General features: G+C 61.4%; 12 protein-coding genes. 8 read left to right on the forward strand and 4 right to left on the reverse strand.

From position 1 onward, the window contains the following. Positions 1-61: 61 nt before the first annotated feature. The gene (locus tag ACX82Z_RS06330; RefSeq protein ID WP_459587320.1) at positions 62-1,258 is read left to right on the forward strand and encodes an MFS transporter; all 1,197 of its coding nucleotides are present in this window, start codon (positions 62-64) and stop codon (positions 1,256-1,258) included. 59 nt (positions 1,259-1,317) lie between these two features. Next, positions 1,318-2,622, forward strand: a complete 1,305-nt coding sequence (locus ACX82Z_RS06335; protein WP_459587322.1) for an MFS transporter — start codon at positions 1,318-1,320, stop codon at positions 2,620-2,622. 3 nt (positions 2,623-2,625) lie between these two features. Here ACX82Z_RS06335 and ACX82Z_RS06340 read toward each other — a convergent pair whose 3' ends face one another. Both ACX82Z_RS06340 and ACX82Z_RS06345 read right to left on the reverse strand, forming a co-directional pair. Next, positions 2,626-3,453 (reverse strand): SDR family NAD(P)-dependent oxidoreductase, encoded by an 828-nt coding sequence (locus tag ACX82Z_RS06340; protein ID WP_459587324.1) that lies wholly within the window; start codon positions 3,451-3,453, stop codon positions 2,626-2,628. Positions 3,454-3,456: 3 nt separating this feature from the next. Beyond that, positions 3,457-4,098 (reverse strand): ChrR family anti-sigma-E factor, encoded by a 642-nt coding sequence (locus ACX82Z_RS06345; protein WP_459587326.1) that lies wholly within the window; start codon positions 4,096-4,098, stop codon positions 3,457-3,459. Between the two features lie 209 nt (positions 4,099-4,307). Between ACX82Z_RS06345 and ACX82Z_RS06350 the strand changes: the two genes are divergently transcribed. Genes ACX82Z_RS06350 through ACX82Z_RS06365 form a run of 4 tightly spaced genes read left to right on the forward strand, consistent with a single transcriptional unit; the run spans position 4,308 to position 7,451 of the window. Beyond that, positions 4,308-5,342, forward strand: a complete 1,035-nt coding sequence (locus ACX82Z_RS06350) for a cysteine synthase A (RefSeq protein WP_459587327.1) — start codon at positions 4,308-4,310, stop codon at positions 5,340-5,342. After that, positions 5,343-6,080: an alanyl-tRNA editing protein gene (locus tag ACX82Z_RS06355; protein ID WP_459587328.1), complete on the forward strand. Its 738-nt coding sequence runs from the start codon at positions 5,343-5,345 to the stop codon at positions 6,078-6,080. It begins immediately after the preceding gene. A gap of 13 nt (positions 6,081-6,093) precedes the next feature. Then, positions 6,094-6,939, forward strand: coding sequence for a 3-mercaptopyruvate sulfurtransferase (sseA, locus tag ACX82Z_RS06360; protein ID WP_459587330.1), 846 nt, complete (start codon positions 6,094-6,096; stop codon positions 6,937-6,939). Further along, entirely contained in the window at positions 6,897-7,451 is a 555-nt protein-coding gene (locus ACX82Z_RS06365) for a GNAT family N-acetyltransferase (protein ID WP_459587332.1), read from the forward strand. Before sseA ends, ACX82Z_RS06365 begins: the two co-directional genes overlap by 43 nt. Before the next feature lie 3 nt (positions 7,452-7,454). Here ACX82Z_RS06365 and ACX82Z_RS06370 read toward each other — a convergent pair whose 3' ends face one another. Together ACX82Z_RS06370 and ald are read right to left on the reverse strand one after the other, a co-directional pair. Then, on the reverse strand, positions 7,455-8,069 hold the full coding sequence (locus tag ACX82Z_RS06370; protein WP_459587334.1) for an inorganic diphosphatase: 615 nt from the start codon (positions 8,067-8,069) through the stop codon (positions 7,455-7,457). Between the two features lie 127 nt (positions 8,070-8,196). Continuing rightward, on the reverse strand, positions 8,197-9,312 hold the full coding sequence (ald, locus tag ACX82Z_RS06375; protein ID WP_459587336.1) for an alanine dehydrogenase: 1,116 nt from the start codon (positions 9,310-9,312) through the stop codon (positions 8,197-8,199). A gap of 137 nt (positions 9,313-9,449) precedes the next feature. Between ald and ACX82Z_RS06380 the strand changes: the two genes are divergently transcribed. Together ACX82Z_RS06380 and ACX82Z_RS06385 are read left to right on the forward strand one after the other, a co-directional pair. Further along, positions 9,450-9,923, forward strand: a complete 474-nt coding sequence (locus ACX82Z_RS06380) for an Lrp/AsnC family transcriptional regulator (protein ID WP_459587337.1) — start codon at positions 9,450-9,452, stop codon at positions 9,921-9,923. Between the two features lie 123 nt (positions 9,924-10,046). Then, a complete protein-coding gene (locus ACX82Z_RS06385) occupies positions 10,047-12,023 on the forward strand; it encodes a bifunctional 2',3'-cyclic-nucleotide 2'-phosphodiesterase/3'-nucleotidase (RefSeq protein WP_459587339.1) in 1,977 nt (658 codons plus the stop codon). Positions 12,024-12,083 lie beyond the last annotated feature (60 nt).

The raw sequence follows: 12,083 nt of genomic DNA on the forward strand, positions 1-12,083 counted from the left end.
TTGCGCTCGACCGCTCCATAAACTAAGCGTTCCCCCGGAGTGAAAACCGGGGGGACGTTTCATGGCTGGTCTGGCCGCGCTTGCGATGGCTTATGTGCTGTCGCAATTCTACCGCTCGTTTCTGGCGGTTCTGACACCCGTTCTGGGTGTCGAGCTCGGCGCGACCAACACCGATCTTTCCATAGCCTCAGGCGCATGGTTCGCCTCCTTCGCCGCGATGCAGTTCGTGGTTGGCGTCGGGCTCGATCGCTATGGACCCAAGCGCACGGCGGCGATTTTGCTTGCGCTCGGCGGGGGTGGCGGCGCGTTCTTGTTCGCGACCGCAACGCAGCCCTGGATGGTGATCGCAGCGATGGCGCTGATCGGCATCGGCTGTTCGCCGGTTCTGATGGCATCCGTTTTCATCTTCGCGCATCGCTACAGCGCGGCGCGTCTGGCGATCCTCACCTCATGGCTCGTCGCATTCGGCTCGCTCGGCAATGTCGTCGGCGCATCGCCGCTGGCGGCGGCTGCCGAGGCGTTCGGCTGGCGGCAGGTCATGACGGGTCTTGGCGTTGTCACGCTGGCAACGGCTTTTGCGATCCTCTCCTTCGTGCGCGATCCCGAACGCCATGCAGATGCCGGCTCCGCCGGGTTCGCAGGTTATATCGAACTTTTCAAACTGACGGCGCTCTGGGCACTCTTTCCGCTGACGGCTATCAACTACGCCGCCGCTGCGGGCATTCGCGGACTTTGGTCCGGTCCCTATCTTGCCGACGTATATGGAGCGGATGCGCTTATGATCGGTCAGGTGACGCTTTTCATGGCGCTGGCGATGGTCGTCGGCGGCTTCATCTACGGCCCGCTCGACACGATCTTCCGCACGCGCAAATGGGTCGCGGTGGTTGGCAATTCGGCGAGCCTTGCCGTCATCACCTATCTCGCCCTCAATCCGGTCACGAGCATTTTCCAGACCACCGTGATCTTCGTTTTGATCGGTGTGACGGGCGCGGCCTACGGCCTTTTGATGGCGCATGGACGCGCCTTTCTTCCGGCGCATCTGACAGGGCGGGGCGTGACGCTTTTGAATTTCTTCTCGATCGGTGGCGTCGGCTTCATGCAGTTCGCGACCGGGGCGGTTGTATCGGGGAACGCGGTTCCCGGCGATCCTGTGCCCGGCTACCAAGCCTTGTTCGTCTTTTATGCGGTGATGCTCGCGCTGTCGCTGATCGCGTATCTCTTCGTACGCGATGCAAAGCCGGAGCGGGCGACCGCCTAGAAACCGGCCGCCCCTTTGCAACGTAGATGTCTGAGAGTTCTCGTCTCAGGGCGTTATGCATGCGCATTCCCACATCACGACTGATCTTCTACGCGCTGCCCGCAATCCCGCTGGCGGCACTGACGCTGCCTCTCTACATCATCGTGCCGACCTTCTATGCCGAAACGCTCGGATTGCCGCTGGCTGTCGTCGGGACGGCGCTTCTTGCCGTTCGCCTGTTCGACGCAGTGAGCGATCCGCTGGTCGGGTGGAGCGCCGATCGCTGGCACCCGCGCATGGGCCGGCGGCGCGCGCTGTTTCTTCTGTCGCTTCCGGTCGCGGCGCTCTCGGTCGTCATGCTGTTCTGGCCGCCCGCCAATGCGGGTGCTGCCTATCTCATCGTCTGGGGCGCGGTGCTGTCGCTCGGCTATACGATGGCGATCATCCCGCTGACCTCATGGGGCGCGGAGATGGCTGGCGACTATAGGGAGCGGTCGCGCGTGGCAGGCTTTCGCGAAGGGTTTACGCTCATCGGAACCTTGATCGCCGTCGCTTTGCCGTTCACCGTCGGCATGGAAAGCGCCGAGGGGCTGCATGGCCTTGCCGTTCTCGGACTTGCCGTCGCCGCGATGTTGGTTCTGTTCGGCGGGCTGACAGTCTGGCGCGTGCCCGAGCCGCGCGAATATTCGCGCACCCGCCTGAAACTTCGCGAGGGCTTGGCGCATATGGCGCGCAACGGTCCGTTCCTGCGCCTCATCGCCGCGTTTCTCATCAACGGGCTGGCCAACGGCATTCCTGCAACGCTTTTTCTCTACTTCATTTCCGATCGCCTCGGCCTGCCGGAGATGCGCGGGCCGCTTCTCTTCACCTACTTTCTCGCTGGCATTGCCGGAATGCCGCTGGCGCTGGCGGCGGCGAAACGGTTCGGCAAGCATCGCGCCTGGTGCCTCGCGATGCTTTTCACATGCGCCGTCTTCGCATTCGCGCCACTGATAGCCGAGGGCGACTGGATCGCTTTCGGCGCGCTGGCTTTGGCAACGGGACTGACGCTCGGTTTCGACCTCGCGCTGCCGGCCGCCATACAGGCCGATGTCATCGACGTGGACACCGCCGCGTCCGGCGAACAGCGGTCCGCGCTCTATTTCGCGGCATGGAGCCTTGCCACCAAACTGGCGCTGGCGCTGGCGGTCGGCATCGCCTTTCCGCTGCTTGCCTATTTTGGATTTGCGGCCGGCGGTGACAATGACGCAACCGCGCTGACGGCACTGGCGGTAATCTACGCCTGGGTGCCGGTGGCGCTGAAGCTCGTCGCGATTGCGTTAATGTGGAATTTTCCGCTCGATGAAATTGCGCAAACCGACCTTCGGGCCAGCATCGAGGCCTGAAAATCAGCCCGGCATACGGCGGTTGTCCTTACCGGACGCAACACGTCTTTTGTCCCATCCGGTCGCTTTGCGAACAATCATATAATAAAGCGATTCAGGTAGATACGAGAAAGCCTTGAGAAGCCAGGAGAGGCGACGCGGGAACGTCACCTCGAAGCCGCCGTGCTTCAGGCCAGCGATATAGCGCTCGGCGGCCTTTTCGACCGGCATCAGCGCGGGCATCGGAAACTTGTTTTTTGCCGTCAGCGGCGTATCGACGAAGCCGGGATTGAACATCTGGATTCGAATGTTGAGCTTGTCGAAATCGTATTTCAGGCCGCGCGCCATGTTGTTGAGCGCAGCTTTCGTCGCGCCGTAGGCAGCAGCGGAAGGCAGGCCGAAATAGGCGGTGACCGAGCCGGTGATCGCGATCTGGCCAAAGCCGCGATCGCGCATGCGGTCGGCCACGGGCACCAGCCCGTTCACGACGCCGAACAGATTGACCGTGAAGACGGAATGGAAATTGTGCGTTTCGAGCCGCTCGCCAAGCGTCGGCGAATAGGTGCCGGCATTGAAGATCGCGAGCACGATTGGTCCGAGTTCCTGCTCGATCCGCGCGACCGCCTCTTCCATCGCGCGATCGTCCGTGACATCGCAAATGATCGGGACGACGCGCCCTTTTGCACCGGACGCAGCTACGACGACCTCTTCGAGCTTGTCGTCGTCACGCGCGGTGATCGCAACGACATAGCCTTCGTGAGCAAGGTCGATCGCGACCTGCCGGCCGATACCGGTCGAAGCGCCCGTTATCCATGCAACGCCGTCCTGCGGCCTGGCTCGATAAAGGCTCATCGGTCAAAAACCCAGAATATCGCCGAGCCGCTGCCCCAGCGGCCCGGTCAACCGCAACGGCGCGTCGGTGACGGCAAAGCAGATGCAGGGGCGTTCGGTTTCGGCGATCGGGCGGTGGTCGATGGTGTCGTCGGCAATCGCGATATCGCCGCGACCGTAACGTCCGTGGCCGTCTGCGAAAGCGCCGTCCAGAATGAGGGTCAGTTCCTGTCCCTCATGGGTATGGGCGGGAATCTTGCGGCCCGGCTTGATCCAGTAGATGGACGCATGGCAACCGTCCGATTCGAATTCGAACTCGCGAAAGCCGGGCATCTTCGTGCGCCATGGAATGTTCGTTTCGTCGAAACCGACGAAGTCGCGAAGGGCAGCGGGAAACGCACCGCTTGCAGGTGGTGACGGCATTACATCGCTTGCCGGAGCGCCTTCGAAAATCGCCGACAGCCGGTCCGACCGCTGCGTCAGCGGGAGTGCATCGGCCGATTGCAGCGCGTCGCCCGCCATATCCTCCAATCCGGCGACGAAGCCGTGATTGGCGCGCGTGATTTCCAGATGGGCGCTGACCAGCACATGGGCGGGATAGGGAAGCGACCCCGCAACATAGCGCGCCATCAGCACGTCGATCGTGTCGATTGTCTCAGCCGTCATCTTTCGCCCGCTGCCATTTGCCCTTCAATAAGAGCGACCCCGATCCGATTCAATGCGGTTCGTGCGCACCATGCGTGCAATACGTCGCGCAAGCCTCTTCGGATCACGCCCAAAAGAACGAGCGAACGGCTCCAATCCCCAATTCAGTCCTTGCCAGCCTGTCTGCCGGTTCCTAGTTTCGAAGCCATAACATTCGAGGATTTCGTTTCATGGACCGCACCGTCATCGATGTCATCGGCAACACGCCGCTGATCAAGCTCAAGCGCGCATCCGAGGAAACCGGATGCACCATTCTCGGTAAGGCGGAATTCATGAATCCGGGCCAGTCGGTCAAGGACCGGGCAGGGCTGTTCATTATCCGCGATGCGGAGAAGAAAGGGCTGCTGAAGCCGGGCGGCGTGATCGTCGAGGGAACGGCCGGCAATACGGGCATCGGACTGACCGTCGTCGCAAAGGCGCTCGGCTATCGGACCGTGATCGTCATTCCCGAAACGCAGAGCCAGGAAAAGAAAGACGCGCTGCGCGTTCTCGGCGCCGAGCTGATCGAAGTTCCGGCGGTGCCCTACAAGAACCCGAACAATTACGTGAAGGTTTCTGGTCGTCTTGCCGAACAGCTTGCCAAAACCGAACCGAACGGCGCGATCTGGGCCAACCAGTTCGACAACGTCGCCAACCGCGACGGTCATGTCGAGACGACGGCGGTTGAGATCTGGGAGCAGACGAGCGGCAAGGTCGACGGTTTCGTTTCGGCCGTCGGTACGGGCGGGACGCTGGCAGGCGTTGCGGCTGGACTGCGCCAGAAAAGCAATGGAGTGAAGGTCGCGCTCGCCGATCCGCTGGGTGCGGCGCTCTACAGCTTTTACACGCAAGGCGAACTGAAATCTGAAGGCTCCTCGATCACCGAAGGCATCGGCCAGGGGCGTATCACGGCCAATCTGGAGGGATTTACACCCGACTTCTCGTACCAGATCCCGGACGATGAAGCGTTGCCGATCGTCTTCGACCTCGTGCAGGAAGAGGGCATGTGCCTTGGCGGCTCCAGTGGCATCAACATCGCCGGTGCGATCCGCATGGCGAAGGAAATGGGGCCGGGGCATACGATCGTGACCATCCTTTGCGATTATGGCACGCGCTACCAGTCGAAGATGTTCAATCCGGACTTCCTGCGCTCCAAGAACCTGCCGGTTCCGGGCTGGATGGAAGAAAAGAGCCGGATCGAGATACCATTCGAGGACGTCGCGTAAATGGCGACCACCGAGGCGTTGTTTCGCGAGGACGCCTATCTGCGCGAGGCGGAGGCGCATGTGGTTGCCGTCAACGACCGTGGTGGCATTCTGCTCGACCGGACGATCTTCTACGCGACATCCGGCGGCCAACCGGGCGATACCGGCCGGATCACGCGCGCGAACGGTGAGGCAATCGAGATTGCAGGCACGATCACGGGTGCGACGAAGGACGAAATCATCCACGTTCCCGCTCCCGGGCAGCCTTTGCCGGCCGAAGGCGAGGCGGTGAAGCTTGCGATCGACTGGGACCGGCGGTTCAAGCTGATGCGTATGCATACCGCCTGCCATCTGCTCACGACGATCTGCCCCTATCCGATCACCGGAGCGGCCGTTTCAGAAGAAGACAGCCGCGTCGATTTCGATCTGCCGGATGCCGGATTCACGAAAGAAGACGTAACGGCGAAGCTGATGGCGCTGATAACTGCCGATCATGCCGTTTCCTATCGCTGGATCGGCGATGACGAATTGGCCGCCAATCCATCGTTGGTAAAATCGAAGAATGTGCGTCCACCGATGGGGACCGGACGTATCCGACTCGTCCTTATCGGCGAGGATGGGGCAATCGACAGCCAGCCTTGTGGCGGCACGCATGTCCGCTCGACGGGCGAGATCGGCGAAATGCATATCGGCAAGATCGAGAAGAAGGGCCGGGAGAATCGCCGCTTTCGCCTTCGCTTCGGTCCGATGCCAGCCTGAAGGAAAAAATCAGATGGAAACCAGTCCGTTCGTCGTCGATTTCGACTGGCTCGAAAGCCGGATCGGCAAGCCGGGTGTCTCGATCGTCGATGCGTCCTGGTATCTGCCGGCACAAAAGCGCGATGCGAAGGCCGAATACGATGCCGGGCACGTTCCCGGCGCGGTGTTTTTCGATCAGGATCTCGTGGTTCAACCGGGAGCCGAACTGCCCCATACGCTGCCGTCGGAAGAGATTTTCGGGCAGTTCGCAAGTTCGATGGGCATCTCCACTGACGACACCATCGTCGTTTATGACGGTCCGGGCATGTTTTCCGCACCGCGCGTGTGGTGGATGTTCCGCGTCATGGGCGCAAAGGAAGTCTATGTGCTGGACGGCGGTTTGGACCGCTGGAAGGCGGATGACCGTCCCGTGACAAGCGAGCCGACCAAGATCGCGCCGTCCTTCTTCGATGCGAAGCTGGATGAGGCACGCGTGGCGTCGCTCGACAATATGCGCGCGATCGCGGCGTCAAAATCGAGCCAGATCGCCGACGCGCGCCCTGCCGGTCGGTTTGCCGGCACCGATCCTGAACCGCGCGCAGGCATGCGCTCCGGTCATATCCCCGGTGCGGTGAACGTTCCGGCCACGGGACTGTCGAAAGACGGAAAGCTTCTTCCGGTCAATGAATTGCGTGACCTTCTTCACGAAAAAGGTGTCGATCTCGATAGGCCCGTCGTGACGAGTTGCGGGTCCGGCGTGACTGCTGCGGTCATCACATTGGCGCTGGAATCGGTAGGTCATCGTAACAACAGGCTTTATGACGGCTCCTGGACCGAATGGGGCGGCCGGTCGGATACGCCGGTCGAAACCGGATCGTGACGCTCCACGCCCGCATCACACATTTGGAAATGCTGGAGCGGCCTGCCACGCGGGTCGCGATGCCGCACGGCCAGCGGGTGGCGCTGATGCGGCCGGCAAGGATTCCTATTTCCTTCTATCGCTATCTTTACCGGGAAGTGGGGAAGCCGCATCACTGGCTTTTGCGCCGTGATGACGGTGACACTGAGCTTTCCGAAGCGATTCATGCTGCGACGACGCAGATCGACGTGCTTTATGTCGACGGCGCGCCGGCTGGTTTTTGCGAACTCGATCTGGCGCAGTTGCCCGGCGAAGCAGAGATTCTCTATTTCGGCTTGATCTCCGAATTTCAGGGGCGGGGGCTGGCGAAATTCTTCCTGTCGGAAGCCATTCACGCCGCCTGGGATCACGAACCGGCACGGCTCGTGATCCATACCAACACGCTCGACAGCCCGCGCGCGCTGCAACTCTACCAGCGCATGGGCTTTGCGCCCTACGGCTTCGACGAAGAAGACGTCGAGCCGTGGGCGTGAACGTTACTCGCCGGCCTGCGCGCGGTAGTTCGAGATCGCTTCGCTGATCGCCGTATTGGCAGCTTCGGCCGTGTCGTAGCCGCCGAGTTCGATGACCTTCGAGCCTTCGGGAAGGTCTTTATAAACGCGGAAGAAGGCTTCGAGACGATTGCGCTCCATCTCCGGCAGGTCGTCCATCTCACGGATCGCGTCATAGGTCGGGTCGACGTCCGAAACCGGCACGGCGACGATCTTGTCGTCCTGTTCGCCGCCGTCGATCATCTTCATGATGCCGATGGCGCGCACGCGGATCATCGCGCCCGGCACGACCGGAACGCGCGTGATGACCAGCGCGTCGAGCGGATCGCCGTCACCGCCGAGTGACGACGGGATCGAGCCGTAATTCGTCGGGTAGGCGACCGGCATTGACATGTAGCGGTCGACGATCAGATGGCCCGTATCGGCATCGACCTCGTATTTCGTGATTTCGCCGGCCGGAATCTCGATCAGCGTGTTGAACTCGCCTTTCTCTTCCGGCTGCGGGTAGGCGAATGGCGCAACGTAATCCTGCGCCTGAACGGCGCCGAGCATCATCGTTACCGCGATGGCCGTGGTCGAAAGGATTTTGAGCGTGTTCATGGGGCGTCGTCCGTTTGAGAAGGAATGTCCGCGCTTAGGTAAGGCGGGCATGTAACGGTGCTGTGACACGCAAACGAAAACAGCCGATCGTGCGACCGGCCGTTCATTCATACAGGTGGTGGAAGGATCAGGCTGCGAGCGCCTTTTGCGGCTCGACCATCTCGTAGCCAAGCGCTTCAGCGACCGGTGCGTTCGTGATGCGCCCCTTGTGGACGTTGAGACCGTTGCGCAAATGGCGGTCATCGAGGATCGCCTTAAGGCCGCGATCTGCAAGCTGCAAGCCATAGTGAAGCGTGGCGTTGTTGAGCGCATGCGCCGACGTGACCGGCACCGCGCCCGGCATATTCGCCACGCAATAGTGGATGATGCCGTCGACTTCATAGGTCGGCTCGGCATGCGTCGTGGCGTGCGAGGTCTCGAAGCAGCCGCCCTGATCTATGGCGACGTCGACCAGCACCGCGCCCTTTTTCATGCCGGACAGCATCTCGCGCGTGACGAGTTTAGGCGCGGCCGCGCCGGGAATGAGCACGGCACCGACGACGATGTCGGCGGAGAAGCATTCCTCTTCCAGCGCCTCGACCGTGGAATAACGGGTATGGACGCGTCCGTTGAAAATATCGTCAAGCTGGCGCAGGCGTGGGATCGAGCGGTCAAGGATCGTCACGTCCGCACCAAGGCCGACCGCCATCTTTGCAGCGTGCAGGCCAACGACGCCGCCGCCGATCACTGTAACCTTGCCGGGCAGAACGCCAGGCACCCCGCCGAGCAGAACGCCGCGGCCGCCATTTGCCTTCTGGAGCGCGGTCGCGCCGGCCTGGATCGACAGGCGGCCTGCGACTTCCGACATCGGTGCAAGCAGCGGCAGTCCGCCGCGATCGTCAGTGACGGTCTCATAGGCAACGGCGGTGACGCCGGATTCCACCAGTCCTTTGGTCTGCGCCGGATCGGGGGCGAGGTGGAGATAGGTATAGAGAATCTGGTCCGGGCGAAGCTGCACCCATTCAGACGGCTGCGGCTCCTTGACCTTCACGACCATGTCAGATTTCGCAAAGACTTCAGCCGCCGTCTTCGCAATCGTCGCGCCGGCTGCGCGATAGGCGTTGTCATCCGCACCGATGCCCGCGCCCGCGCCGGTTTCGACCAGCACGTCATGGCCGTGGGCGGAATATTCACGGACAGAACCGGGCGTCAGGCCGACGCGGTATTCGTGATTCTTGATTTCTTTCGGACAGCCGACGCGCATGAAAGTCTCCCAGTGTTTCGTTTTTAGAGAGTTTAACGCAACAAGCGTCGAACGTGTTTGCGCGAGCGAGCATGACAAGGCATGAATTTCGTGCAAAATTGCGCGATATACACAATTATTCGGTGATTTCTCTGCAAATGAAACTCGATAAGACGGATGTCGCCATTTTGGAGGCGCTGCAGGCCGAAGGACGGATTTCCAATGCCGCACTGGCCGAGCGGGTCGGCCTGTCACAATCGGCGTGTTCGCGCCGGCTCGATATTCTTGAAAAGGAAGGGGTCGTGCACGGCTATCACGCGCGTCTTTCCAACGCCGCGCTCGGCCACATGATGACGGCGATCGTCCATATCTCGCTGTCGGGCCAGTTCGCAAAGACGCTGGCCGATTTCGAGGCCGCGGTGAAGCGCTGCCCCAACATCCTGTCGTGTCATCTGATGTCGGGCGAATATGACTACGTGCTGCGCATCGCGGCACGCGACCTTGCCGATTACGAGCGCATCCACCGCGATTGGCTGACGGCGATGCCGCATGTGACGAAAATCAATTCGTCCTTCGCGCTGCGCGAGGTGATCGATCGCACCCATATGGGGATCGATCCCGAACTCGGCTGACCCAGCGTCGTTCGCGTCGTCGCCCGCCCGTCATGAAAAGTTGGTGGACTGGCGCGCGGGCGAAGGCGACAGTGCGTCCGTTCGCAAAACCACCGAGGACATTTCACCTGACTGGAGAACGAGATGACCGCGACATCCCTCGCCGTTTCCCGCCGCACTTTTCTTGCAGGCACCGCCGCCACGGGCGCAGCCGTCATGCTGCATCCGTTTTCGGCGCGCGCGCAGGAAAATCAGGCGCATCTGCGGATCATGGAAACGACCGATCTTCACGTCCATGTTTTCCCTTACGACTACTATTCCGATCAGGAAAACGACACGATGGGCGTTGCGCGCACGGCCTCGATCATCGACGAAATCCGCGCCGAGGCGACCAACGCGCTCCTCGTCGACAACGGTGATTTCCTTCAGGGTAACCCGATGGGCGACTATTACGCCTATGAGCGCGGCATGGAGGACGGCGACGTTCACCCGATCATCAAGGCGATGAACGCGCTCGATTTCGACTGCTCGACGCTCGGCAATCACGAGTTCAATTACGGGCTCGAATTCATGGACAAGGTGCTGGCCGGCGCGAATTTTCCGTTCGTATGCGCCAACGTCGCCAATGGAACGCTTGCCGAAGACCCGCTCGACGACGACCTTTTGATGGAGCCATTCGTCATTCTCGACCGCACAGTGACCGACGGGGCGGGCGAGGAACACCCGATCCGTATCGGTCTCATCGGTTTCGTGCCGCCCCAGATCATGAACTGGGATGTGCGGCATCTCGACGGCAAGGTCGAAGCACGCGACATCGTCAAGGCAGCCGAAGCCTGGGTGCCGAAGGTGCGAGAGGAGGGCGCGGACATCGTCATCGTGCTTTCGCATTCCGGTGTCGGGCCAACCGAATATCAGGAGAATCTTGAAAACGCGGCGTATCTGGTCGCCGGTATCGAAGGCGTCGACGCGATCGTGACCGGTCACAGCCATCTCGTCTTTCCCGGTTCGGACTTCGACGATGTCGACAGCGTCGACAACGAAGCCGGCACGATCAACGGCAAGCCGGCCGTCATGGCCGGGTTCTGGGGCTCGCATCTTGGCCTGATCGACCTGCTTCTGGAGCGCGAAGGCGATAGCTGGCATGTCGTCTCGCACACCAGCGAGGCGCGGCCGATTTTCGAGCGGGTCGAAAGGCAGGTCAATCCGCTCGTTGAGAGCAAGGTGGAAGTGGAAGACGCCGTTCGCGAAGACCATGAGGCGACCATAGCCTATGTCAACACGCCCGTCGGGCAAACCGAAGCGCCATTGCATTCCTATTTCGCGCTGGTTGCCGACGACCCGTCCGTTCAGATCGTAAGCCAGGCGCAGATCTGGTACATCACCGACATGCTGGCGAATTCCGAATATGCCGATCTGCCGGTGCTTTCGGCGGCAGCGCCGTTCAAGTCTGGCGGGCGCGGCGGCCCGGATTATTATACGGACGTTCCGGCCGGTGATGTTGCGATCCGCAATGTGGCGGACCTTTATCTTTACCCCAACACCGTGCAGGCCGTGGTCGTCACTGGCGCGCAGGTCAAGGAATGGCTGGAGATGTCGGCGGGCATGTTCAATAAGATAGAGCCGGGCGCGCAGGACGCTCCGCTGATCAACGCAGGGTTTCCGTCCTACAATTTCGATGTGATCGACGGGGTGAATTACCGGATCGACCTGTCGCAGCCTGCGAAATACGATAGCGACGGCGAGGCCGTAAATGCCGATGCCAGCCGTATTGTCGATCTCCAGTTCGACGGACAGCCGATCGACCCGCAGGCGCGATTCGTGGTTGCGACCAACAATTACCGCGCGAGCGGCGGCGGGAGTTTCCCAGAGATCGGTCCCGACAAGGTCGTCTACGAAGCGCCGGACACCAATCGCGATGTGATCGTGCGCTACATTGTCGAGGAAGGCACGATCAATCCGGCTGCCGATGCGAACTGGGCCTTCGCGCCGATGGAGGGAACGACCGTCGTGTTCGACACAGGCCCGAAGGCGCGTGCGTTCATGGACGAGGTCGAAGGCGTTTCGATCGAGGAAGCGGGCAAGGGCGAAAACGGGTTCGCACGCTACCGCATCACGCTTTAAGCCAGTCGAGCGAACGCCCGCCGTCGATAGGACGGCGGGCGCTCTTCAGGCCGAATCGAG

Source organism: Aliihoeflea sp. PC F10.4, assembly GCF_054612275.1.

What these genes read in the sequence shown, in the direction of transcription:
- ACX82Z_RS06370 (WP_459587334.1), bottom strand. Translation starts at nt 8,069, where the DNA reads ATGAACACGCTCAAAATCCTTTCGACCACGGCCATCGCGGTAACGATG.
- ACX82Z_RS06340 (WP_459587324.1), bottom strand. Translation starts at nt 3,453, where the DNA reads ATGAGCCTTTATCGAGCCAGGCCGCAGGACGGCGTTGCATGGATAACG.
- sseA (WP_459587330.1), top strand. Translation starts at nt 6,094, where the DNA reads ATGGAAACCAGTCCGTTCGTCGTCGATTTCGACTGGCTCGAAAGCCGG.
- ACX82Z_RS06365 (WP_459587332.1), top strand. Translation starts at nt 6,897, where the DNA reads ATGGGGCGGCCGGTCGGATACGCCGGTCGAAACCGGATCGTGACGCTC.
- ACX82Z_RS06380 (WP_459587337.1), top strand. Translation starts at nt 9,450, where the DNA reads ATGAAACTCGATAAGACGGATGTCGCCATTTTGGAGGCGCTGCAGGCC.
- ACX82Z_RS06345 (WP_459587326.1), bottom strand. Translation starts at nt 4,098, where the DNA reads ATGACGGCTGAGACAATCGACACGATCGACGTGCTGATGGCGCGCTAT.
- ACX82Z_RS06350 (WP_459587327.1), top strand. Translation starts at nt 4,308, where the DNA reads ATGGACCGCACCGTCATCGATGTCATCGGCAACACGCCGCTGATCAAG.
- ald (WP_459587336.1), bottom strand. Translation starts at nt 9,312, where the DNA reads ATGCGCGTCGGCTGTCCGAAAGAAATCAAGAATCACGAATACCGCGTC.
- ACX82Z_RS06385 (WP_459587339.1), top strand. Translation starts at nt 10,047, where the DNA reads ATGACCGCGACATCCCTCGCCGTTTCCCGCCGCACTTTTCTTGCAGGC.
- ACX82Z_RS06335 (WP_459587322.1), top strand. Translation starts at nt 1,318, where the DNA reads ATGCGCATTCCCACATCACGACTGATCTTCTACGCGCTGCCCGCAATC.
- ACX82Z_RS06355 (WP_459587328.1), top strand. Translation starts at nt 5,343, where the DNA reads ATGGCGACCACCGAGGCGTTGTTTCGCGAGGACGCCTATCTGCGCGAG.
- ACX82Z_RS06330 (WP_459587320.1), top strand. Translation starts at nt 62, where the DNA reads ATGGCTGGTCTGGCCGCGCTTGCGATGGCTTATGTGCTGTCGCAATTC.